The organism is Spirosoma sp. 48-14 (genome assembly GCF_001898575.1).
GTDB lineage: Bacteria > Bacteroidota > Bacteroidia > Cytophagales > Spirosomataceae > Spirosoma.
Genome location: NZ_MKUD01000086.1, coordinates 1 through 25595, shown reverse-complemented (window position 1 = coordinate 25595; position 25595 = coordinate 1). Strand labels below are relative to the sequence as shown.

At 43.2% G+C, this 25595-nt stretch carries 18 protein-coding genes and 1 rRNA gene; 14 read left to right on the top strand and 5 right to left on the bottom strand.

Annotated elements, in window-relative coordinates:
• From BGO59_RS33835 to BGO59_RS33825, 3 genes are all read right to left on the bottom strand, one after another.
• Nucleotides 1-1347: TolC family protein (locus BGO59_RS33835; RefSeq protein WP_293691716.1), on the bottom strand; the 1347-nt coding region annotated here is incomplete at its 3' end.
• Nucleotides 1334-1948: a TetR/AcrR family transcriptional regulator gene (locus BGO59_RS33830; protein ID WP_293691714.1), complete on the bottom strand. Its 615-nt coding sequence runs from the start codon at nucleotides 1946-1948 to the stop codon at nucleotides 1334-1336. The genes BGO59_RS33835 and BGO59_RS33830, both read right to left, overlap by 14 nt.
• 234 nt (nucleotides 1949-2182) lie before the next feature.
• Nucleotides 2183-3301 (bottom strand): DNA replication/repair protein RecF, encoded by a 1119-nt coding sequence (locus BGO59_RS33825; protein WP_293691712.1) that lies wholly within the window; start codon nucleotides 3299-3301, stop codon nucleotides 2183-2185.
• Nucleotides 3302-3492: 191 nt separating this feature from the next.
• Here BGO59_RS33825 and pdhA point away from each other — a divergent pair, with 191 nt between their 5' ends.
• The 7 genes from pdhA (at nucleotide 3493) to gldJ (ending at nucleotide 12150) form a co-directional block, all read left to right on the top strand.
• Nucleotides 3493-4551: a pyruvate dehydrogenase (acetyl-transferring) E1 component subunit alpha gene (gene pdhA, locus BGO59_RS33820; protein WP_293691710.1), complete on the top strand. Its 1059-nt coding sequence runs from the start codon at nucleotides 3493-3495 to the stop codon at nucleotides 4549-4551.
• Nucleotides 4552-4700: 149 nt separating this feature from the next.
• Nucleotides 4701-5639, top strand: coding sequence for a ring-cleaving dioxygenase (locus BGO59_RS33815; RefSeq protein ID WP_293691708.1), 939 nt, complete (start codon nucleotides 4701-4703; stop codon nucleotides 5637-5639).
• 84 nt (nucleotides 5640-5723) lie between these two features.
• Nucleotides 5724-6371 (top strand): dienelactone hydrolase family protein, encoded by a 648-nt coding sequence (locus BGO59_RS33810; protein WP_293691706.1) that lies wholly within the window; start codon nucleotides 5724-5726, stop codon nucleotides 6369-6371.
• Nucleotides 6372-6383: 12 nt separating this feature from the next.
• On the top strand, nucleotides 6384-6680 hold the full coding sequence (locus BGO59_RS33805) for a muconolactone Delta-isomerase family protein (RefSeq protein WP_080059700.1): 297 nt from the start codon (nucleotides 6384-6386) through the stop codon (nucleotides 6678-6680).
• Between the two features lie 191 nt (nucleotides 6681-6871).
• Complete coding sequence (locus BGO59_RS33800) at nucleotides 6872-7315, top strand: barstar family protein (RefSeq protein ID WP_293691702.1); 444 nt, start codon at nucleotides 6872-6874, stop codon at nucleotides 7313-7315.
• Between the two features lie 102 nt (nucleotides 7316-7417).
• Nucleotides 7418-10771, top strand: coding sequence for a transcription-repair coupling factor (gene mfd, locus BGO59_RS33795; protein WP_293691700.1), 3354 nt, complete (start codon nucleotides 7418-7420; stop codon nucleotides 10769-10771).
• Nucleotides 10772-10893: 122 nt separating this feature from the next.
• A complete protein-coding gene (gene gldJ / locus BGO59_RS33790; RefSeq protein WP_020596774.1) occupies nucleotides 10894-12150 on the top strand; it encodes a gliding motility lipoprotein GldJ in 1257 nt (418 codons plus the stop codon).
• A gap of 85 nt (nucleotides 12151-12235) precedes the next feature.
• Here gldJ and BGO59_RS33785 read toward each other — a convergent pair whose 3' ends face one another.
• Nucleotides 12236-12946: a ComF family protein gene (locus BGO59_RS33785; RefSeq protein ID WP_293691698.1), complete on the bottom strand. Its 711-nt coding sequence runs from the start codon at nucleotides 12944-12946 to the stop codon at nucleotides 12236-12238.
• 57 nt (nucleotides 12947-13003) lie between these two features.
• Between BGO59_RS33785 and BGO59_RS33780 the strand changes: the two genes are divergently transcribed.
• From BGO59_RS33780 to BGO59_RS33760, 5 genes are all read left to right on the top strand, one after another.
• Nucleotides 13004-13357, top strand: a complete 354-nt coding sequence (locus BGO59_RS33780) for a hypothetical protein (RefSeq protein WP_293691696.1) — start codon at nucleotides 13004-13006, stop codon at nucleotides 13355-13357.
• Between the two features lie 18 nt (nucleotides 13358-13375).
• Nucleotides 13376-16678, top strand: coding sequence for a DUF4175 family protein (locus BGO59_RS33775; protein WP_293691694.1), 3303 nt, complete (start codon nucleotides 13376-13378; stop codon nucleotides 16676-16678).
• A 144-nt stretch (nucleotides 16679-16822) separates the two neighbouring features.
• Complete coding sequence (mnmG, locus tag BGO59_RS33770; RefSeq protein ID WP_293691692.1) at nucleotides 16823-18694, top strand: tRNA uridine-5-carboxymethylaminomethyl(34) synthesis enzyme MnmG; 1872 nt, start codon at nucleotides 16823-16825, stop codon at nucleotides 18692-18694.
• A 327-nt stretch (nucleotides 18695-19021) separates the two neighbouring features.
• Nucleotides 19022-19651, top strand: a complete 630-nt coding sequence (locus tag BGO59_RS33765; RefSeq protein WP_293691690.1) for a class I SAM-dependent methyltransferase — start codon at nucleotides 19022-19024, stop codon at nucleotides 19649-19651.
• 485 nt (nucleotides 19652-20136) lie between these two features.
• Nucleotides 20137-21945 carry a tetratricopeptide repeat protein gene (locus BGO59_RS33760; protein ID WP_293691688.1) on the top strand — a complete coding sequence of 603 codons (1809 nt, stop codon included), beginning with the start codon at nucleotides 20137-20139 and terminating at the stop codon, nucleotides 21943-21945.
• Nucleotides 21946-22030: 85 nt separating this feature from the next.
• Here BGO59_RS33760 and thrC read toward each other — a convergent pair whose 3' ends face one another.
• A complete protein-coding gene (thrC, locus tag BGO59_RS33755) occupies nucleotides 22031-23341 on the bottom strand; it encodes a threonine synthase (RefSeq protein ID WP_293691686.1) in 1311 nt (436 codons plus the stop codon).
• Nucleotides 23342-23559: 218 nt separating this feature from the next.
• On the opposite strand from thrC, the gene pruA reads away from it, so the two are divergent.
• Entirely contained in the window at nucleotides 23560-25191 is a 1632-nt protein-coding gene (gene pruA, locus BGO59_RS33750; RefSeq protein WP_293691684.1) for an L-glutamate gamma-semialdehyde dehydrogenase, read from the top strand.
• Between the two features lie 338 nt (nucleotides 25192-25529).
• Nucleotides 25530-25595: ribosomal RNA gene (locus tag BGO59_RS33745) — 16S ribosomal RNA — on the top strand; the annotation flags it as partial.

Below are 25595 nucleotides of genomic sequence, written 5' to 3'. Positions count from 1 at the left end.
TTTGTCGGCATCGACCTTGGTTTGGAGGAAGTTGTACAGCGAAGCAAAGTAGTTCGTTTGTGCCTGACGGTATGAGTTCTCCGCATCCAGCACTTCGATGTTCGACCCTACGCCTTCCTGATACTTTATCTTTGCCACACGAGCAACCTCCTGCGCTAAGTCAACATTGCGTTTCTGTGTGCGTAAGGTTTGCAGGCTGTTACCAAGTGTAATGCTTGACTGACGAATTTGTAGGTCAATTGTATTTTTGAGTAACTGAGCGCTATTCTGCGTTTTCTGTAGCGTAAATCGCTTCTGTTGCGCCTGGTACTTCTTCTGAAATCCATCAAACACAGGAACCGATAAGTTGATACCTACTATTGACGAATTGAACCAGGGAGACACAAACAAATCACCAAAGTTGTTACGACCTGTATTGTAGCCATAATTGATAAACGCCGTCAACCGGGGGTAGTATAGCTTCGAAATACTTTGCAGGTCCAAATCGGCCAATTGAATTTGCGACTGGAGTGTAGCAAACTCGATACGTTGGTTATAATCGAATTCAGCAACTTCCTTCATATTATCACGCTCCATCGCATCCAGATCAATGTCCTGAATTTGTTCGGTCAGTGTAATATTATCGTTGATACCCAGACCCATCTGAAACTTGAGCAGATAGTAACTCAGATCGACCAGGTTTTTAACGTTTTGTCGCTCGGCTTTCAGGTTATTCACCTGTACTTCGAGTCGGCTCACGTCAATTTTTTCGGCAAACCCTTGTTTGTTCAGTCCTACTGTATTCTGATATAGTGTGTCAACCCGTGCAATATTCAGGTCGAGCAGCTTTATCTGCTGTTCGTTTACCAGCACACCATAATAGGCTTTCGCAACCTGTTCAGCCACAGTAATTTTCGAAGCCTTAATGTTTTTTTGTGCTAGTTGCCGATAGGTTTCAGCCGCTTTCAACCCGAGCCGATACGATGCATCGAACAGTAACTGGTTGAGTGTACCTGTCAAATTGCTGGAATAGTTAACGCCAAATTGAACGGCAATCGGAGGAGCATCGGCAGGAGCATTCGGATTCGCGAACTGTGCAGGTAAGAACACCCGTTGAATAATCAGGTTATCGGAAAGAGAACCTGCTACGCTAACCTGTGGCAACGCTACACCGCGAACTTCCTGAATGCGAGCTTCTGAGCTAAGTGCGTCCAGACCGGCATTCTTGATGTTAAGGTTATTCTGAATGGCAAACTGGATAGCTTCATTCAGCGAAAACTCCTGCTTAGTCTGGGCTATCGACGTTCCAGATCCCACCAGCGTGAGGAACCAGATTGCCATAGCCGTTTTTATATTAGTGAACTTCATGATTGTACTGATTAACATACTGATTATAAATGGTGAAGCCTTGTTCGGTCAGCATTCCTCGTATGAAGTGATGCATAAGCTCATACTGTATTTGTTGCATGGTATACTGATCGGACGGAAATATATCGTTATTGAATGCCAACTCGATCTGCTCAACCCGTAACCGGGCTAAAATGCCGGGATTTAAGTCTGATCTATATAGGCCTTGTTCAATACCTTTTTGGATATTTTCAAGAATGGATCGCAATACCTCACCTTCTTTATATTGCTTGAATAGCGCAAATGCCTGCGGGTAATGCCGTTTCATATCGATCAGCAGGTTAGGACTAACCTGGTCCGCGTTTTTTTGAATCATCGCTAAAACGTGCATAATCTCAGCTACTGGATTTTCGGCCTCGACGGCCACACACGCCATTGCTTTATGGTCTCTACCAAATTTATCCTGGATAACCTCCGATAAAATCTGCTCTTTATCCGTAAAATGCTGGTAGATTGTCTTTTTAGAAATCCCAAGTTGTTTTGCTATATCTTCCATCGTTACGGACCGAATGCCGTACCGCCAGAAGAGCCGTTCAGCCTCTGCCAGAATCCGTTGTTTCATCAAAAAATTGAACTTTTGCTAGATGAACTTCGGAAACTCAAATATAGTTCGTGGTTTCCTTATTATGTTTGTGTTATATGATGAACGGCCTAAAAACAGGAGTGAAACAACCGAATACACCGACGAAATCTGTATAGGTCAGCTACAATCAAATACCAATCCCAATACTGACCTGAGAGTAGGTTAGAGCCATAAAAGCAGTAGCGCTGTAATTTTTGTTGACGGGCGAATTCGTTAACGCTGCCCAATCTCGAAGAAACGGACATCGGCCTGCACGGTATTGAGCAGTTCACGGGTACGCTCCGGGCGGGCGTCGGTAATAAAGATCTGGCCGAACGCGCCTTCGTCCATTTGCTGAATCAACTTGCTGATACGTCGGTCGTCCAGCTTGTCGAAGATATCATCCAGCAGTAAAATGGGCTTAACTCCTTTTTCGGCTTCAAGCGAATCAAACTGAGCCAGTTTTAGGGCAATCACAAATGTTTTCTGCTGCCCCTGCGACCCGAATTTTTTCAGGGGTACTTGCTGGCCGCTCCCATTATCGATTAGAAACGTATAATCGTCCTTATGCACACCCATCGTTGTCCGTTGCAATACTGTATCGCGTCGACGAAAATGCCGGAACTCTTCGGCAAACCCAGGATTACTCACCTCCGATTCATACACGATGAACACTTCTTCCCGACCATCGCTCAGGTAGGCATAGTGCTCACGGAAGCCCGGCATGAATTCGTCGACAAATCGTTTCCGGCGGTCATGTATTTTCTGCCCCAGGTCCAGCAGCGGATAATCGTAGGTATCCAGCATATCGTTGTCTACCTGATTCCGGTCAGCAAATAGTTTGAGCAGACTGTTTCGCTGTTTCAGAATCTGCTGATACATTAAATAATTCTGCAAATAATCAGCATCCATTTGCGAAAGAACACCATCAAAAAACTGCCTCCGTTCCTCACTATGCTCCCGTACCAGATCGGTATCGTTCGGTGCAATCAACACCACTGGGAAACGGCCAATGTGCTCACTGAAGCGTTCATAAGGCTTTTTATCGGCCATCAGCACTTTGCGCTGCCCTCGCTGTACGCTGATTGTGATTTGCACCCGAGCCGGATGGTTACTGTGCTCGTGTTCCTCGAAAATGCCATCCAGAATAAAATAATCGGCATCGTGCAGAATACTAAACGCATCCTGATTTTGGAAAGCGCTTTTGCTCAACGCCAGAAAATAAACGGCATCAAGCAGATTGGTCTTACCGCTTCCGTTGGGCCCTACAATTACATTTACCTGTTTCCCAAATGAGTATCGGGCGTCTTCGTAATTTTTAAAATTGGTCAGGCTCAGTTTTTCGAGGTACATAGATGTAGCGCATAACGCGATAATGCGTAATTTCGCGGCAGTCAATTGCTTGTTTGATTGGGCAATTTGATATTGGCAACAAAGATACAGTCGGTTTGTTGTAGAAACAGACTCTCTATTCTGTTGACATCGCCTGGATAATTGACATTACCAATCACCGGCGATTGTCGATTTTATCGAACATACTCCTCATGGCAAGCGTCAAAGAGAAACCCTCGGAAGGGAAACCCAACAAAAATGGTCAGGCTCCGGCAGCGGCAAAAATGCAGCATCCGAAAGAGCGGTATATGTACTGGTATGAATCGATGCAGTTGCAACGGAAGTTCGAGGAGAAAGCCGGGCAACTCTACGGTCAGCAAAAAATTCGGGGTTTTTGTCATCTGTATATTGGTCAGGAAGCCTGTTCGTCCGGCTCATATTCAGCGTTAACCAAAGATGACAAATGGATAACTGCCTACCGTGACCATGGTATTCCTCTGGCACTGGGTTCCGATCCTAAAGCAGTCATGGCTGAGCTATTCGCCAAACAAACCGGTTCGTCGAAAGGAAAAGGCGGCTCGATGCACATCTTCGATAAGTCGGTCAATTTTTTGGGCGGACATGGTATCGTTGGTGCCCAGATTCCAATGGGTGCCGGTATCGGTTTTGCCGAGAAGTACAATAAGACGAAAAACCTTTGCATCACATTCATGGGCGACGGTGCCGTTCGGCAGGGTGCTTTGCATGAAGCGTTCAATATGGCTATGCTCTGGAAAATCCCCGTCATCTTCGTTGTTGAAAACAACGGCTATGCGATGGGAACTTCGGTAGCGCGCACATCGAACGTTACTGAGCTTTACACCTTAGCTGAAGCTTATGATATGCCCGCCGAACCTGTTGATGCGATGAGCGTTGAAGCCGTTCACGAAGCGGTGAGTCGTGCTGCCGAGCGTGCTCGTGCTGGCGAAGGCCCAACCTTCCTGGAGTTCCGTACGTATCGGTATCGCGGACACTCAATGTCTGACCCTCAGAAATACCGTTCGAAGGATGAGGTGGAAGAATATAAGCAGCGTGACCCTATCGAGCAGGTTAAGGCAACAATTCTGGAGAAAGGCTTGGCCACCGAAGAAGAGCTTACGGCTATCGATCAGAAGATAAAAGGCATTGTGGATGAATCGGTCAAATTTGCGGAAGATTCTCCATATCCTCCCGCCGAAGAAGCCTTCAAAGATGTATACATGCAGAAGGATTATCCATTTCTTCACGAATAATCGTTTCTTCTTTTCCTTTGAATGTCCAGGTAGTTTATCTGGACATTTTTTTTTGAACGATTTCTAAATTTTCATTGTATATACATTAAATGTCTATACATTTAAATTCAAATTAACCAGTTTCACCCTTTAACTCAAATTTCAGGATTATGGAAACGCTCATCAATGGCCTTCACCACGTTACGACCTTAGCTGGCGATACCCAACGCAATGTTGATTACTATACCGATATATTAGGCCTTCGTTTGGTCAAAAAAACCGTCAACTTCGATGCCCCCGATGTATATCACTTATATTATGGGAACGAAACCGGTTCACCTGGCACCATTCTTACATTCTTTCCGTATGGTGGAATTCCTCGTGGGCGAAAAGGGGTAGGCCAATTAACCTACACTGCCTTCTCAGCACCAACCGCTTCGATGAGCTTTTGGATGGATCGTTTGCACGAACGGAACATTCCCTATGCAGGTCCTTACAAACGTTTCTCCGAAATGTACCTTCGGTTTGAAGATTTCGACGGAATGGGCATTGAACTTGTCTTCAATGACGACGATAAACGACCAGGCTGGGATAACGGTCGCATTCCGGCGGAGTTTTCCATTCGTGGTTTTTACACCCTCACACTGAATGAATTACGGACCGACCGGACCATAACCTTATTAACCGATCTTATGCAACACACGTTGGTAGGAGAGGAGGAAGGTCGCTTCCGGTTTAAAGCGGGTGATGGTGGGCCTGGTAACTACGTAGACGTTCTTCATTCTCCGAAAGATGTTCACGCTTTGCAGGGAGCCGGTTCGGTACACCACGTTGCTTTCTCGACTAATTCAGACGAAACGCAATTAATCATTCAACAACAGCTAGCTGAGGCAGGTTATCACGTTACGCCCGTTCAGGATCGGAATTATTTCCATAGTATTTACTTCCGCGAACCCGGTGGTATTCTGTTCGAAGTAGCTACTAACCCTCCTGGATTTGCTGTCGATGAACCCGTTTCCGAATTAGGTACTGGGCTTAAACTGCCTCCTCAATACGAAGCGCGTCGGGCAAAACTCATAACCGAATTACCAGAGATTATTGTTCGGTAATTGCTTATAGTTTAGGGTCTACTGATTCAGGTTATGTACGATTAATGTGAATCAGTAGACCCTAAACGCTTAACGAATCTTACAATGCTACATAATCCTAATAATATCCGTACGGCTGGTGTTCCTCTTGAAGAAGCCTCAAAAGTGATGATTATGGTTCACGGCCGGGGTGGTTCAGCTCGTGATATACTTTCGCTTTCGGAGTATATCGAGGACAAAGACTTTGCCTTTATTGCACCCGAAGCTCAAGGGAATACCTGGTATCCTTATTCCTTCTTAAGCCCTTTCAAAGCGAATGAACCTTACCTGAGTTCGGCTCTGGAAGTACTGGCCAGCTTACGTGCCAGACTACAATCCGATTTCAACTTTAAACCTACTCAGATTTATTGGTTAGGCTTTTCACAGGGGGCTTGTCTGGCTCTGGAATTTGTGGCAAGGAACGCTTCTGAATACGGTGGTGTTTTCGGGTTGAGTGGTGGCCTTATTGGTCCTCCCGATACCCCTCGACAGTATGAAGGCTCGCTACTGAATACGCCGATTTTTTTGGGTTGTAGTGATATCGATTCACACATTCCCAAAGAACGAGTATTGGAGTCAGACACTGTATTTCGTCAAATGGGAGCAAAGGTCACAACTAAATTATATACAAATTTTCCGCATACCATTAACGAAGATGAGTTAAAGATCGTTAATTTGCTTATAGCCGGAGAAGAACCTCCGGCCAGTATTTAACACCTGTTGCCTATGAGCCAATATATGGTAGAGTTTGATCTTCCGCCTGTGATGGATGAAGGTTTCCAAAATCGGATTCCCGCCCAGCGGCTCAAAGTTGAAGAACTGATGGAAAAGGGCTTCTTGCTGTCGTACTCTCTTTCGATTGACCGACAAAAGCTCTGGTGTATTTTCAAAGCCGATTCTGAACTGGAAGTCATGGAGTCGATCTCAGAATTTCCCCTGATAAAATACATGACCCCAATGATAACTGAGTTGATGTTTCACAATATGGTGGCTGCCCGAATACCACTTTTTTCATTGAACTAATTAAGTCTAAAAACCCTTCTAATTGAAGGGTTTTTTATTGGCATGAAAATTGCATTTTTTCTTTAGCATTTTACTAAAAACACGTAAGTAACCAGCGAAAAAGTGGTTACATATGCTTACAAGTTACTGATAATCAAGTTTCACGTGAAACAATTATCACTTTTCTAAACACCCATATTTTGTAAAAAGTCATGACGCCAAATGTCCTGATTAGCCAATCTGAAAAGGAACTGGAAGCCCGGTTTGCCGACGATTTCATTGCTCACGTGGATGGTAAAAAAGCAACAACACTCCGACAGTTTTACGAAGAGATTGCTGACCTGTTAGAGATTCCAGACTTCGGATTTTCACTTGATGATTTGAATGATTCGCTGAACGATTTACGCTGGCTCGAAGATGAACGAATCGTCCTTTACTTCACCAATACGGCAGACCTGATCAGTAAAGAAAGAGATCCTGCTAAGCTCAGAAATGTGCTGAGTATATTGGAGGCAACGGCTGAAGATTGGAAATGGACGGAAGACGAACTAGATGACAAGAAGGAAATCGTTCTTGTTTTTGAAGACAGTGATCGCATTCGAAAACTACTGGAACAGGAAGGAATCGACTACTTGGAAATATCCAAATTGAAATAACACGCAAACGCAACAAATTTCCCGAACCTACTGTTACTTAACTGTGCCGCCGGAATATTCCTTCCAGCGGCTTTTCGTGTTTGACATACAACCTGCATTCGCTTGAAACCCGACGAATTACTCGGTCTATATACCGACGATAGTTTCATAAAGTTGCTGGCCGAGCCGCTCAGCCACAAGAAAACCGACGAGCCTCAGCGCCTTCAAATCAAAGGTCTGGCAGGAAGTCTGGACGCTGTTTTAGCCTCAGCCATTTATAAATCAGTTGGTGGAAATCATCTGTTTATTTCAACCGACCGCGATGAGGCAGCCTACTTTTTCAACGACCTTCAACATCTGCTCAGCCGCGATGTATTGCTGTTTCCAATGTCGTATAAAAAGCCTTATCAGTATGAGGAAATTGAGAATGCCAACGTACTGATGCGGGCAGAAGTGTTGAACAAACTAAATCCTGCTCCAAAAGAAGGCATCGTGTTAGTCACGTATCCAGAAGCCTTGTCGGAAAAGGTTATCAACAAACGCTCACTGCAAGCCAATACGTTAACGATTCGGGTAGGGGAGAAACTGGATACTCACTTCGTTGCTGAGCTTCTTCAGACGTATGAATTTGAAAAAACGGATTTTGTCTATGAAGCGGGACAGTTTTCAGTCCGTGGTGGAATCATCGACGTATTCTCGTTTGCCAGTGAATACCCATATCGAATCGATCTGTTCGATGATGAGGTAGAAAGCATACGGAAATTCAATCCAGAATCTCAACTTTCAACCGATCCGGTTGACTTTATTAACATTATCCCGAACATTCAGACCAAGTTAATTGAAGAAACACGGGAGCCATTTTTCGATTTTCTACCGCCTGACACAACGATCTGGGCCAAAGATGTTGAGTTTACACTTGAGATTATTGAGAGTTGCTACGAAAAAGCAGAGCAAAGTTTTGCTTCGGTTGTAGCAGGAAGTGGTGGTATTCAGGTTGTATCGGACCCGAATGAATTGTTTGAAACCCGCCGATCGTTTCTGAATGAGTTGAAACGCTTTCGAACAGTTGAGTTTGGCCGTAAATTTTATTTCAAAACCGACGGTCGACAACAATACACGTCGAAACCCCAGCCCTCATTTAATAAAGATTTCAAACGCCTGATCGACACCCTGGCCGACAATCAGGCAAAAGGATTTACTAATGTAATTGCCGCTGAGTCATTCAAACAGTTGGACCGCTTGCGAACAATCTTTGAGGAACTCGACCCTTTCGTGAAGTTTCAACCTATGAATATTGGGTTGCGAGAGGGTTATATCGATGATGTTCTGAAAATTGCCTGCTTCACCGATCACCAGATATTTGATCGATATTATAAATACAAGGTTCAAGATAAATTCTCGAAATCAAAAGCGCTTACATTACGCGAGTTAAAAACCCTGCAGCCTGGTGATTATGTTACCCATGTCGATCATGGTATAGGTCGGTTTGCGGGTTTAGAAAAAGTGGATCACGCTGGTAATGAGCAGGAAGCCATCCGGTTAATTTATCGAGACAATGATATCCTACTGGTCAGTATCCACAGCTTACATAAAATAGCGAAGTATAGTGGCCGGGAAGGTGGTCCACCCGTGATGAGTAAGTTGGGGTCGCAGGAGTGGGAACAGAAAAAGTCGCGAATTCGGAAACAAGTCAAAGACATTGCCCGTGAGCTAATCGCCCTATATGCCAAACGTAGAACGGCACCTGGGTATGCCTACAGCCGGGATAGTTTCTTACAAGCAGAGCTTGAATCATCGTTTCTTTATGAGGATACACCCGATCAGGCAAAAGCAACCAACGATGTAAAAGACGATATGGAACGGCCACACCCAATGGATCGATTGATTTGCGGGGATGTAGGTTTCGGAAAAACCGAAGTAGCCATCCGTGCGGCATTTAAGGCCGTATCCGATAATAAACAGGTTGCTGTGCTGGTCCCAACCACGATTCTGGCTATGCAACACTTCAAAACATTTTCGGAGCGAATGGCCGATTTCCCTGTCAAGATCGATTATATCAATCGGTTCCGGTCTGCTGGCCAGGTAAAAGAAATTGTAAAAGGAGTAGCCTCAGGCGAAATTGGAATTCTGATCGGTACGCACCGGATCGTTAATAAAGATATCAAATTCAAGGACTTAGGCTTATTAATTATCGACGAGGAGCAGAAATTCGGGGTAAAAACCAAAGATCGGTTGAAAGAAATGCGGGTTGAGGTCGATGTATTAACCTTAACGGCAACACCGATACCAAGGACGCTTCATTTCTCATTAATGGGCGCTCGTGATTTATCGGTCATTGCAACCCCTCCACCAAATCGCCAGCCAGTTACAACAGAAGTACATCCTTATAATGAAACGGTTATACGTGACGCCGTGAGTTACGAAATTCGACGGGGGGGACAGGTTTTCTTTGTTCACAACCGAGTGAGTGACATCGAATCCATCGGAAATCTGATCATGCGGCTGGTGCCCGAAGCACGTATTGGTGTGGCTCATGGTCAAATGGATGGCGACCGTCTGGAGCGCATCATGACTCGGTTTATCGAAGGCGATTACGATGTGCTGGTATCAACGAATATCATCGAATCAGGACTGGATATTCCGAACGCTAATACCATTCTGATCAACAATGCCCATTATTTTGGTTTGTCTGATTTGCACCAGATGCGGGGTAGGGTAGGGCGATCGAACCGAAAAGCGTTCTGCTATCTGCTAACCCCGCCACCGTCTGTTCTCACGGCCGATGCCCGTAAACGGCTCCAAACACTAGAAGATTTTTCAGATTTGGGCGAAGGATTTAAAATAGCCATGCGCGATCTTGATATTCGGGGTGCCGGTAACTTGCTGGGCGCTGAACAAAGTGGGTTTATCAATGATCTTGGCTTCGAAATGTATCACAAGGTTCTTGACGAAGCCGTTCAGGAACTCCGTGAGAATGAGTTTAAAGACTTGTTTGAAACGAAGCCCGGCGATCTTAAACTCTCTTTGCCGGATACCGTTATTGAGACGGATTTACAGGTGGTTATTCCAGAGCGATACGTCTCCAATATATCGGAACGGCTGGCGTTATATACCCGATTGGATAGCCTACAAAATGATGAAGAACTTCAGGCCTTCCGGCAAGAAATTATCGACCGGTTCGGTCCAATGCCAGAGGAAGTTAAGAATCTGATCAAAATGGTCAATGTTCGCTGGAAAGCAGAGCAATTATACCTTGAAAAACTGACGATTAAGAATAATATCCTGAAAGGGTACTTCGTTTCTAACGGGAATGATGACTTCTTCCGATCCGACCAATTTGGCAAGGTAATTGAGTACATAAAGCGAAACCCTACCAAATGCTCGCTTAAGGAGTCAAAAGGAAGGCCGATTTTTACCCATACTGATGTATTCTCAGTAGAGCAGTTGGATGAAATTTTAGGCGCAATGACCAATTAAACGATACGAGAAGTAAGATTTTCGAGAAAAATACAATCCTTATTGTTACTCAAACGTCTTACTACGAATGTCTTACAGCTTTTATCTTATTTTTGCACCTACGTTTTTACACAAATAGAGCAATGATTCAAAAGTATCACCTGCAACGAGCGGCTTATGTGCTGCTGGCAACGGCAGCCCTGGCGTCCTGTAAGCCCAAGCACCCGACCAGTGTGCAACCCGGTAAGAAGAGTACGGCGACGGGAATTGCTTACAATCAGAAAGATGGTTTTCAGGTAAAGAAATTTGCAGGCCAAAAGGCAGGTCCTAACCTGGTCTTCATTGAAGGTGGCCGATTCACGATGGGTGCCCTCGAAGAGGATGTAATGAACACACGTGATAACCGTGAGCGTACAGTTTCGATTCAGTCGTTTTACATGGACGAAACGGAAATGGCTAACGTTCACTACCTCGAATACTTAAATGCTATTTCTCGGGATTCATCGGAGGAAGTTGTTAAAGCGGCTTTACCAGATACTACAGTTTGGTCAAACCCTTTGTCTTTCAACGACTCATACGTAACACAGTACCTACGGTATCCAGCTTTCCGGTACTATCCAGTCGTTGGTGTTTCGTGGGTACAAGCAAACGACTATGCAATCTGGCGGTCGAATGCAGTTAATAATGAGTTAGCAAAAGGAAGTGTCAAGCAGAAGGGGGGAGGTTTTTCTCTAAAACGGAAATCCAAAAAAGCTGACGATGCGGCACTGGCCGAGGCTACTTCAACGGCACCAGCCAAACCAAGCCTTGAAAGTGGTACCATTCTGCCAGATTATCGCCTTCCAACTGAAGCCGAATGGGAATATGCTGCCAAGGCCCTCATAGGAACGCAATACATGGACGAGAATCAAATCAATCAGCGGATTTATCCCTGGGATGGTTCTTCGGTTCGCAACCCGAAAAAAGGCCGGAAACAAGGTCAAATGCTGGCGAACTTTAAGCGCGGTCGTGGTGACTATGCCGGTATCGCCGGGCGCTCAAATGATGGTGCTATTATAACGGCCGAAATTTACGCCTATCCTGCCAACGATTTCGGCCTGTATAACATGGCTGGAAACGTAAACGAATGGGTAATGGATGTATACCGCCCACTATCATATCAAGACGTTAATGACCTGAACCCAGTTCGTCGGAATGGATACGTCGATGATGCAAAAAATTATGATACAAAGAATAAGCAGTCTCTCATCGATGATAAACTGCGTGTTTATAAAGGAGGCTCCTGGAATGATGTAGCTTACTGGTTATCACCGGGTACACGTCGCTTCCTTGATCAGGATTCAGCTACGGCAATGATCGGTTTCCGTTGCGCTATGATCGGTGTTGGTCGCAACAAATAGTAATCTTACTCCAAGTAGAAAAACGGTCATTCAGAAATGAGTGGCCGTTTTTTTATTACTAGAAAAGAGTAAAAGCCTCAGATACTTACTTTCCCGCAACAGCCAGAGTAATCAAACTAACGGCTCCACAGCCTGCCATCAATAGTTCATGTGCGCAAGCTTCGAGAGTTGCTCCTGTAGTAAGCACGTCGTCAACCACCAAAACATGCTTTCCTTTAATCGAATCCTTGTCAACAACAGCAAATACTGTTTTTACATTTTCCCAGCGTTCTAAGCGATTTTTATGCGTTTGAGAGGCTTTAAATTGCTGACGACTGAGAACATCTGTGCGAAAAGGGATTCCTAATGATTCGGCAAGTCCATCAGCTATCCAATCGGCCTGATTATATCCACGTTGCTGCAATCGACTTTTATGCAACGGAACTCCGAGAATTACGTCTATATCGTCAATAAGTCTATTCTCAATTTTCAATCGATATCCATACCAGGTAGCTATTTCTTTAGCAGCCTCTTTATACCCTTTGTACTTAATGCCATGAATTAATTTTTGAACAATGCCACCTTTATTAAAGTACAGGTAAGATGCTAAAAATTGAATCGGCACTTTTCCGGCAAACTTATTGAGGAGATTTTGGTCGTATGGTTCACAATGTTGCCCAGTTTCTGGCAGATTTATTCGGCAATGCGTACACAACACTTTTTCACTGAATTCCAGAGGCTTATCACAGCCAAAGCATAATTGAGGAAATAAAAGATCAATAAATTCATTAAGTGCCGGGTGAATAAATCGAAACATCGTAAACCATCGTTAAATAATTGTAAAACATTGTAATTTAGAGAGAAGAATAGTTTTATGGACGCCAACGAGGAAAAAAGTATAGATAAAAGCTGGGAAGAGTTACTTGATCAATTAGCTCAGGTAGTAGGGAAGCGTCCAGCCGATCTCAATGCCGTTCTATTTCTTATAGGAGTACAGGAGTTAGGTACAGGCCCCAAACGCTTTTCAAAAGAAGCGAAACAGGATTTGATGCATGTTGCCGTTTGCCGAGTATTAAGTCTATCGGGATACTACACACTTGAAGGATATGATCAGGATGGCTGGCCTCAATGGAGTCTTGCCAAACCGATACCTCACGGAGATTTATTAACGCAGGAGATTTTTCTGAAGCAGCATGTAATTCACTATTTCGAAACCTTATTTGTATAACTGCTCAACCTGAATTTTATGCAATCATCAGCCGCCTATTCAACGCTACTGCAACGCATTGATGAGTATAAGAAACGCTACTTCCAGAATCAGCTGGTAAAGGGCAGTTTATTCTTTATTGCCTTAATTGGCAGTGGTTATCTTTTAGTTAACACCGCCGAATTTATCGGGCGTTTCAGTTCTACAGGAAGAGCCATTTTATTTTTCAGCTTTCTACTGACTGCTTTCGCAGGCCTGTATCTTTTAGTTGTTCGGCCGCTGATGAGCCTTTACGGTCTAAATAAGCCGTTATCGAATGACGAAGCAGCTCGCCAGATCGGAACGTTTTTTCCTGAAGTAGGGGATAAGCTGTTAAATACTCTTCAGCTCCAGCGTATCTCTTCAGATCAAAGCGATCTACTTCAGGCAAGTTTGAATCAACGTTCTCAGCAGCTATTGATAAACCGCTTTGCCAATGCTATTGAGATCAGCAAGAACCGCCAGTTTCTAAAATATGCGATTCCACCATTAGCCTTGATTCTGATGATTCTGGTAGTGAATCCATCTTTTTTCACCAAATCATCAACACGCCTGGTTAATTATAATAAAGACTTTGTAGAGGAGGCTCCTTTCCAGTTTGTTATTCAGAATAAATCGATGAAAGCCTTCCGAAATGAAGACTTTCCGCTTACTGTAAAACTTACAGGGGATGCCCTTCCACAAGCTGTTTATGTCGTAGCTAATGGAACTCGGTTTAAGCTCGATCAATCTGGGGATAAGTTTACCTACAACTTCGACAACCTACAGCGTGACCTGGATTTTCGTCTGGAAGCTGCTGGGTTTAATTCGCCAGCCTATAAAGTTACATTGATTGACCGCCCAGCTGTGTTATCCTTCAATGTTCGACTCGATTACCCCGCTTATTTAAACAAGCCAACAGAGCAGTTATCGAACGTAGGGAACTTGTTAGTTCCCCAGGGAACGGTGGTCAATTGGGAATTTGCCGCCGATCATACTGACTCTCTTTTGCTTCGTTTCAATACCGACCTAAAACCGACACCAGCTCGTCTTGTTGATGATAACACGTTTGTTTTGAACCGACGATTGATGCAAAATTCTGTCTATACGGTTTCATTAAAAAATGGCCAGGTTGCTTCTCCATCAACGATTCAATACAATGTGCAAGTTATTCCTGATCGATACCCACAAATTTCAGTAGATCGAATTCAGGACACCGTTACCTACAATTATATAGCCCTTTCTGGCTTGGTATCTGACGATTATGGCTTCTCAAAATTGAAGCTTAACTATAAAATTATCCGAGGAAATCAGTCATCTGCGCTATTCGTAAAAGATATTCCAGTCAATCATTCAACCACCTCGCAGAACTTCGTTTATAACTGGTCGCTCGATAGCCTTAAGCTTGGCCAGGAAGATCGGTTGGAATATTACGTTCAGGTATGGGACAACGATGGGGTTAATGGACCCAAATCAAGCCGGTCAAATCAACTCAATTTTGTAGTACCCTCGAATGCCGAAATTCAGAAGCAGGTTGATAAATCGGCCGAGAAAACGGAGCAACAGATTGACAACGCACTGAGCAAAACGCAGGCAATTAAGAATGAATTGAATCAGATGGAAGACCGAATGCGAACCAAAAAGTCTTCCGACTTTCAGGACAAAAAACAATTGCAGGACGTCTTACAGAAGAGAGAAGAGCTCTTAAAAGAGATCCAAAAGCTTCAGGAGCAGTTCCAAAAAACGAACGATACTCAACAGCGTTTTGCCCAGCAAAATCAGGCCATGCAGGAAAAGCTTGAACAGCTACAGAAGCTTTTCAATGAATTGCTCGATCCAGAATCTAAGCAGTTATATGAACAACTGAAGCAGATGCTGGAACGCAAACAGGATGAAAAAGCTTCTGATCTACTCGATAAGTTAAGCCGAAAGGAGCGAAATATGGAGCGAGATCTGGACCGAGCCTTGAAGCTTTTCAAACAAATGCAGCTAGAGCAGAAGGTTAATAACATTGCTGAAAATCTGGAGAAACAAGCTGAAAATCTGGAGAAACAAGCGCAGGAAAACGCTAAGAAAAACGAGACTTCTGAAGACCAGCAAAAGCAACAGGAGAAGTCTCAGGAAGATTTTAAGAATACTCAGGAGCAGTTGAAAGAGCTTGAAAAGCAAGCCGAGAAAGATGATCTAAATAAACCAGAATCATCCGAAAAAGAGCAGCAAGAGATTGAAAAGGATATGGAAGATGCCTCCAAAAATATGAAAAGTAATCAGGGGAAACAGGCAGCTTCCAAACAACAAAAGTCTGCAAAATCAATGCGGGCCATGAGTAAATCCATGAAAGAATCAATGCAATCTGCCGAGATGCAAGAGATGCAGGAGAACATGGATGATCTCAGAAATATCCTCGATAATCTGATTACACTGTCGTTTGGACAGGAACGGGTTATGAAAGACTTCCGGGGCATGAGCTTGCAAGACCCTCGTGTTACGAAGCTTTCACAAGAGCAATTAAAGCTTCAGGATGATGCCAAAATTATTGAAGACAGCTTGAATGCATTAGCTAGCCGAGTCGTACAAATACAATCATTTGTAACACGTGAGCTGACCAACATGAAAGGTTACATGGACGAAAGTGTTCAGCAGTTACGTGAACGTCGTCTTAGCATGGCCTCTTCCAAGCAGCAATTTGCCATGACGTCGATCAATAATCTGGCCTTAATGCTGAGCGATGTTTTAAAGAATATGCAACAGCAAATGAATGCGATGGCCATGCCCGGTAAAGGTAAGGGTGGCAAAAAAGGCCAAAATCCAAGTGGATTAGGCGAGATGCAGCAGCAGCTAAATGGCAAAATGCAACAATTACAGAAAGGAGGAAAAACGGGTAGGGGATTATCTGAAGAACTTTCTCAAATGGCTGCAGAGCAGGCTATGATCAGGCAGATGCTGAAGAAACTTGAAGAAAATGCAAAGGGTACTGAAGCCGGAAAACAGCAGGAAAAACAGATTAAAGATTTAATGGAGAAAATGGATGAGTCAGAAACTGATTTGGTCAATAAACGAGTAAATCAAAATTTGATTAATCGTCAACAGGAAATTATGGTTCGTTTGCTAGAATCTGAGAAAGCTTTAAAGCAACAGGAGGAAGATCCCAAGCGTCAGGCAGAAGCGGCTAAATCAGCGAAGCGTAGCACACCTGCATTTTTTGACTCTACGAATCTGCAGAATAAGTCGAAACAAGTAGAAGTTTTACGTTCAGTAACGCCAAACTATAATTTATTTTACAAGAAAGAAGCAAACCAATATTTGCAAAAAGTAAGCAAATAGTTTCATCGTTTCTATTTAAAACCGTTGACCTGGCACGAAGGTCAGCGGTTTTTTGTTGCACATACATCAAGTTTTATCTTTCCACGATCTTTCATCAATTTTGCAAAAGTTTCCACGTGAAACATTTTTCAAAAATCAGTTAAAATGTATTCTTCGTACGATGTCATTGTAGTAGGAGCGGGCCACGCAGGATGTGAGGCAGCAAGTTCAGCCGCCACCATGGGTTCTCATGTATTATTGATTACAATGAATATGCAAACAATCGCGCAGATGTCCTGTAATCCAGCAATGGGTGGTGTAGCCAAAGGGCAAATTGTTCGCGAAGTTGATGCATTAGGAGGTTTATCGGGAATCATCAGCGATAAAAGCATGATCCAGTTTAGAATGCTCAATCGTTCTAAAGGTCCTGCTATGTGGAGCCCACGATGCCAGAGCGATCGAAATTTGTTCGCATGGGAATGGCGAAAAGCACTGGAAGAAAATAGAAACATAGATTTCTGGCAGGATACAGTTAATGAAGTCATAGTAAAAGATGGGCGAATAACTGGCGTAAAAACCAGTTTAGATATCGAGTTTAAGGCGAAGGCGGTTGTACTGACGAATGGTACATTCCTGAATGGCCGTATGTTTATCGGTGAAAAAGTATTTGGTGGAGGTCGTACTGCCGAACGTGCAGCGACAGGATTAACCGAGCAATTAGTCAATTTAGGCTTTGAGTCTGGTAGAATGAAAACCGGAACACCGCCCCGTGTTGATGGCCGAAGTTTAAATTACAACTTAATGGAAGAACAACTTGGAGATGAAAAGCCAGGTAAATTTTCCTACACAGATACCCCCAAACTCACCAAACAACGTAGTTGCTGGATAACATACACCAATCAGGCTGTACATGATGAGTTAAAAACTGGCTTCGAAAAATCACCCATGTTTACGGGTCGAATCAAAGGGCTGGGGCCAAGATACTGCCCATCAGTAGAGGATAAAATCAATCGGTTTGCTGATAAAGACCGGCATCAAATCTTCGTTGAGCCAGAAGGCTGGGATACGGTGGAAGTTTATGTAAACGGATTTTCAACGTCATTGCCAGAGGATGTACAGTACAATGCTTTACGGAAAATCCCTGGTTTTGAACAAGTTCGTATGTTCCGGCCAGGCTATGCTGTTGAGTATGACTTCTTTCCACCAACGCAATTAAAGCCAACGCTGGAAACTCAGCTGATTAAAAATCTTTTCTTCGCAGGACAGATCAATGGAACAACGGGCTATGAAGAAGCCGCCTGTCAGGGTCTGATGGCTGGCATTAATGCTCATCGGAATGCTGCGGAAGAAGCAGAATTTACTATTAAAAGATCGGAGGGCTATATTGGTGTTCTTATCGATGATTTGATAACCAAAGGGACAGAAGAGCCCTATCGAATGTTTACTTCCAGAGCCGAATACCGTACACTATTACGTCAGGATAATGCTGATTTACGGCTAACGGAAAAAGGATATGCCATTGGTTTGGCATCACAGGAGCGGTACGATATGATGGTAAACAAGCGTACTGGCGTATTCAAATTAACAGAAGCTATTCGGGCAACCAAGCTTAGACCAGAAGAAATTAATAGTTGGCTAGCGTCAAAGGGAAGCTCTGCTTTAAGAGAAAAAAGTAGTTTATATACACTATTGAAACGGCCGGAGATTGATTTGGCCGATGTAAATCACGTGTTACAATTAGTTCCAGACCTTCCTGATGGGGTAGGGGGGGTAGGGGAGGAGGTAATTGAACAAACCGTTATTGAAATCAAGTACGAAGATTACCTCAATCGGGAAAGGCAAAACGCCGAAAAGCTTGATAAATGGGAGAATCTTTCAATCAATTCCTCGTTCGATTACGACCGGCTGAAAGCACTTTCCTATGAAGGAAGAGAAAAATTAAAACGACTTCGACCAACCACGATTGGACAAGCCTCAAGAATTAGTGGAGTGAGTCCTTCTGACGTTTCGATATTGCTCGTATATATGGGCCGATAAATCCATATAAATCTGGCTACTTGTTCTAAAGGCAGAGGCCAGATTTTTTCTTATAATCGCTTTACATCATCTCAATTGGAAACGGTAGACCATTGCCCAAACTGTGGCAGTACACAATTAATCCCATTTTTAGTCTGTAAGGATTACCTGGTAAGTAATCAGGATTTTGCCATTCAACAGTGTCAGCAATGTAATTTTCGCCTGACAAATCCACGGCCAGATCCAAACTCGATTGGAAATTATTATAAATCTGATCAATATGTTTCGCACAATGATAAAAGCAGTGGTATAATTAATACGGCTTACAGAGTAGTTCGTAAGTATACATTGCGATCGAAGCTGCAACTGATCAACCAGCTTAATGGCAAGCCTGGCCATATTATTGACGTAGGTTGTGGCACAGGTGCCTTTCTGGAAAGTTGTCAGGAAGGAGGATGGCAAATTACGGGGATGGAACCCGATAGCGATGCACGAAAAATTGCCATTGACAAATTACATATACCCATTCAACCAAACCTCAGCACTTTAAAGGGAGCAGACCCTGCTGATGTAATTACACTCTGGCATGTACTTGAGCACATTCCAAATCTGGCCGAAACGCTTGATCAGTTACATCAATTAGTAAAGCCGAAGGGAACGTTATTGATTGCAGTTCCAAATTCAGCCTCGTATGATGCATCCTATTTCAAACAATATTGGGCAGCCTACGATGTCCCCAGACACCTCCACCATTTCACCCCCGGCACAATTGCACCGTTATTTAAGAAACATGGGTTTACGTTAACTGCCACTAAACCCATGGTGTTTGATGCCTTCTATATTGCGATGCTCAGCACCCGTTATCAGACAGGTAAAACTGACTATTTGAAAAGTGTACGCGTAGGTATGGCGTCAAACGCTGAAGCTAAACGGACAGGTAACTACTCTAGCCTTATCTACCTGTTCAAGAAGGCATAATAATTGTACTTACACTGTTAAGTAGTGCTATTTTTTATTGATCAGGAAAAGGTCAATTCTAAATTAAAAATGTTAAAATTTCATGTGCATAACTATGTGCATAAACTAGCCTTAAAGGTGGAAAACTTGTTTATAAGACCTTACCTCGGTGTGGATGAGTTAACAAGTAATCCACATAGCATTTAAAAAAGCCAAAATGTGTGGAGAAACCCCAACATATCACAATTAATTCCACACAGTTTCCCCAATAAAAATTGTGTATAAATTTTATGCACAAATCCACAAAGGATTAACACACAAATTGTGGATAAAATGTTATTATCTTGATAATGAACAGTCTACGTGTGGATAATTAAAGAAAAACTTGTGGATATCATCGTATTCTTATCCACAATGTGTATCTTGAATAGTGGACAACTTATTTGTACACATATCCACATAGCTAATGGTTATAATAACGTTTATTTAAAAAGATTTTTTATAAAATGTTAATAAGGTCAAAAGTCATTATCGCATTCCTATGGTTGTTGTCGGTTGGGCTGGCCTGGGGACAAGGGGGAGGAGTGTTGGCAGAGGAGTACTACAAAGCTGGCGAGTTCGACAAAGCAGCGAATGAGTATGCCAAATTGTTGAAAACTGAAGTAACGTGGGAACGTTTGGCACGCTATATATACAGTCTTCAAAAAAGTAACAAAACAGAGGACGCATTAAAATATCTGCGTAAACAACAGCGAAGTGACGAAGGTAATAAGGCGTATTACGAATTGCTGACTGGGCAGTTAGCCACACAACAGGGCGATACAATTCAGGCTAAAACACAGTTCACGGCTGCCTTGCAATCCAGTAAAGCGTCTTTAACGAAGCTTGAAAAGATTGCCGATGCCTTTAACGAAGCCGGAGAAGCCCGCTGGGCGATTAAAGCACTCGAAACCGCTCGTGATATCAGTAAGTCACAAACGGCTTACAGCGAAGATTTAATGGCGCTGTACAAGGCAACGGGACAAACAGAGAAAGCGATAGAGGAAGTCATAACGACAAGTAAGCAGGCTGACAAAAAAGAATCGGTGCTCGCTGCTCTGCAAGGCTACCTGAATACGAAAGAAGAGCCACTTGTTGAAAAAGCTTTGTACACACGAATACAACAAGAACCGAATGAGTTAGCCTATAATGAACTTTTGATCTGGTACTTTGTCCAAAAGCAAAAATTCAGTCGGGCGCTTTTGCAGGAAAAAGCAACAGACAAGCGACTGAAACTAAACGGTAGCCGAGTGTACGATTTAGGTATGTTGGCTATGAACAATAAAGAGTACAAAACAGCTGCCGAAGCGTTTGAATACGTAACAACAACGTATCCACAAGGCCAGCTTTATCCATTTGCCCGTCGATTGGTCATTAATGCGCGCGAAGAACAGGTAAAAAATACGTATCCGGTTGACAAAACCGAGATTCGCAAGCTCATTGGCGATTATCAACGAATGCTTCAGGAAATAGGTACAAATGTAAAAACGCTAGAAGCATTGCGTAGTACGGCTAATCTATATGGAAATTACCTTGATAGTAAGGATACAGCGTTAACGGTCTTGGATCTGGCTATTGACCTGGGTAAAACAGATAGAAACTTTGTCGATCGTTGCAAGCTGGATAAGGGCGATATCTACCTTTTGAAAGGAGAGCCCTGGGAGTCAACGCTACTGTATTCACAGGTCGAAAAGTCGCAGAAAGAAGAGTTATTAGGGTACGAAGCAAAGCTGAAGAATGCCAAGTTACAGTATTACAAAGGGAGTTTCGCGGTCGCTAAAGACTTATTGGATGTGCTTAAACTTGCTACGTCCCGCGAAATCGCCAATGATGCTGAGCAATTAAGTCTGTTAATTGTAGATAACACGGGGATGGATAGCACCGAAGCAGCTATGCGCGAATATGCTGACATTGATCTGATGCTTTTTCAAAACAAAACGGATGAAGCTATTGCAGCCTTAAACAAGATGTGGGCTAAGTACTCGGAACATACCATTGCCGATGAGGTGCTTTGGCTTCGGGCTAACACGTATTTGAAACAAGGTAAACATGCCGAAGCACTCGAGGACCTTAAACAAATAACAGCCAAATACCCAAACGATATACTAGGCGATGATGCCATGTTTACGCAGGGAAAAATCTATGAAGAACGATTGAAGGACAAACAGGCGGCAATGGAAGCCTACCAGAAGGTGCTGACACAATATCCAGGTAGTATTTATGGGGCCGAAGCCCGCAAACGATTTAGAACATTGCGAGGAGATGCTGTGAATTAGTACATTGTTATTTATCCACAAAAAAGCCTGAATCAACATGTTCAGGCTTTTTTGTGGATAAGTGGATAACTATTGTGGATAAAATTCAAGCAACAGTTTGTAAAAAAGATTCCTTAAAGGCTTCATAGTCAGCGGGAATTTCAATGCTCTGCTTGGTTCGATTTGCCAGAATAGCCAAACGTTCAGGGACTTCAACCGGCGATTCCAACACTTGTTCAACCAATGGTTTAAATTTCGAAGGGTGGGCGGTAGCTAGGGACACACCAACTACATCCTTTTCCGAAGCACTTAAGTAAGCCTGTAAGCCCATGATACCGATGGCTGTATGTGGACAAGCCGTGTAATCGTACAATTCGTGAATACGTTTCATGCCAGCTCTGGTTTGTTCATCATCAAAGAAGTAGCCTGAAATATTGTCTTTTAAACGGGTATAGCTATCTCCAAACAAATGTTTTAGCCGGATAAAATTGCTTGGATTTCCAACATCCATTGCATTGGAAATTGTAGCAATTGAAGCTTTGGGCGAATACGAACCTGAATCAAGGTAAGAAGGAACTACATGATTAAGATTCGTTGCAGCAACAAAATGGGCAACTGGTAAACCCATTTGTTGAACCAGCACACCAGCGCTCAAATTGCCAAAGTTTCCACTAGGCGTCGAAAACACAACTGGCTTACCAGATTTCTTTACCTGGCCATAAGCGCTCACATAATAAAACCCTTGGGGTATAAGACGGAAAATGTTGATTGAATTAGCAGATGATAAAGCGAGTTGGCTATTTAATTCATCATCGACAAAGGCTTGTTTCACAATGGCCTGACAATCATCAAATGAACCATTCACTTCAAAAGCTTGTACATTGCCACCCAATGTGGTCAACTGCTTTTCCTGCAAATCACTAACACGGCCGCTTGGATATAAAATAGAAACTCGAATACCAGGTACGTTATGAAAACCCATAGCCACCGCTCCGCCTGTATCGCCAGAGGTAGCTACCAGAATATTTACTTCCTTGTCATTTCGCTTAGAAAAATAGGACATCAGAGCAGCCATATACCGAGCCCCCACATCCTTGAATGCTAACGAAGGGCCATGAAAAAGCTCTAAAACGCCAATTTTACCAGGTTCTATATCAACAACGGGGGTTTCGAACGGAAATGCCTGATGGGTTAGCTCTTCCAGATCAGTCTTACTGATTTCAGTACCTAAAAGGGATTGACTAATAGAAAAACCAATATCGGCCAACGACTGATTGGAAATGTCATCAAAATAACCAGCACCAAGTTGAGGCAACGGGGTTGGCATGTATAATCCTTTATCGGCAGGCATACTATGAAAAAGAGCCTCTTCGACCGATACAGTCACTGATGGACTGTTTGTACTGTAAAAGCGCATAAAACATGTCAAAGTGAAGCTACAAAGTACGGGAAATCAGACCAATGAATCGAAAAGGAACTATTGAAATGTGGAAAACCATTTTGATAATGTGGATAAATTAGTCAATCCATACCTTTGTCGAAAAACACTTCACAACTCATTGAGTAATGGTGAATTGATAATAGTCGATCACTTTTGCTCCCAATCGGGCCGGCGTTCCGGTCATCATAGTAACCATGTCTTTTGGAATTTTTAATATTCCCGTACCGACCAACGAGCCAGTCAAAGAATATCGGAAGGGATCTCCAGAGCGAGAAGCACTTAAACAGGCTTTGCAGGATTTTCGCAATCAGGAAACCGATATACCCATGTATATCGGTGGGCAGGAAGTACGAACAGAACATAAACTGAAGGTTTCTCCTCCACACGATCATCAACATATATTAGGGTATTTCTACGAAGGCGAGGCATACCATGTCGAACAGGCTATTGACGCTGCATTAAAAGCAAAGCAAGCATGGGCTAGTTTATCGTGGGAACATCGAGCTGGTATTTTTTTGAAAGCTGCTGAATTAATTGCAGGGCCATACCGGGCTCGGATAAATGCAGCAACAATGCTGGGGCAATCAAAAAATGCCTACCAGGCCGAAATAGATTCGGCTTGCGAACTAATCGACTTCTTACGATTCAATGTTCATTATGCCGATGAGCTATATCGACAACAACCAAATTCATCTCCAAGCGTCTGGAACCGCCAGGAATGTCGGCCACTCGAAGGATTTGTATTTGCTTTAACTCCCTTCAATTTCACAGCCATAGCGGGCAATTTACCAACCTCAGCTGCCATGATGGGAAATACAGTTGTCTGGAAACCAGCGTACACACAGGTTTTATCGGCAAAAGTGATCATGGAAGTCTTACAAGAGGCTGGGTTACCCGATGGTGTGATTAACCTTATTTATGTAGATGGTCCAGTAGCAGGAGAGGTGATTTTCAACCATCCAGACTTTGCTGGTATCCATTTTACAGGAAGCACAGCCGTATTCCAGAAAATATGGGCCACCATCGGTACCAATATCCACAAGTACAAAAGTTATCCACGAATTGTGGGTGAAACAGGTGGAAAAGACTTTGTATTGGTCCATGAATCAGCCAATATTGATGAAGTAGCCACTGGATTAGTTCGGGGTGCCTTTGAATATCAGGGGCAGAAATGTTCAGCAGCGTCAAGGGCCTATATTCCGTCCAATCTTTGGCCGCAAATAGAAGCCAGAATAAAAGAATTTCTGACTGAATTAAAAATTGGTGGTACGGAAGACTTCACCAATTTTATTAATGCCGTCATTGACGAACGCGCCTTCAAAAAAATAACCGCTTATATCGATGAAGCGAAGCAAAGCAAGGAAGTCGAAGTCATTGCAGGAGGGAATTATGATGGTTCAAAAGGGTATTTTATCGAACCAACAGTATTGCGAGTAACCAATCCGGCATATCGGACAATGTGCGAAGAGATATTTGGGCCTGTATTAACTGTCTACGTTTACGACCCAACTGAATTTGAAAAGATTATTCAACTTGTTGATTCGACATCCCCGTACGCCTTAACAGGATCCATTTTCGCAAAGGACAGATATGTTATAGAACATGTAGCACAGAAACTTCAAAACGCGGCTGGTAACTTTTATATCAATGATAAGCCAACAGGAGCGGTAGTAGGTCAGCAGCCATTTGGAGGGGCAAGGGCATCAGGCACTAATGATAAAGCAGGCTCTGCTATAAACTTATATCGCTGGGTTTCAGCCAGAACGATTAAAGAAACATTTGTTTCTCCAAAAAATTACAGTTATCCGTTCCTAGAGGCTGAATAAATTTTTTGAAAAAGTTTTGAGAAAGGCTTGCGCAAAGAAATTTAAAAGCATAATTTTGCACTCCCAAATCGACAGAAAGAGGGCAGTAAAATCAGTTAACTGCTGTTCGATCAGTTAGTTACAGATGAGAGAATGAAAAGGTTGCTAAAATATTTTTTCAACTTTTTCTTGACAAAACAAAAAGAGTGCCGTACCTTTGCACTCCCAAATATAAGAAAGGCCGACAACGGTTGGCCACAATCTCGAAAGAGAGACAGTTCTTTGACGTATTGACATCAACAGGTTAGCACTAAATAAGGCTAAAACACAGTGAGAGTTAATCTTTCACGCAATTATTTACGATGGAGAGTTTGATCCTGGCTCAGGATGAACGCTAGCGGCAGGCCTAATACATGCAAGTCGAA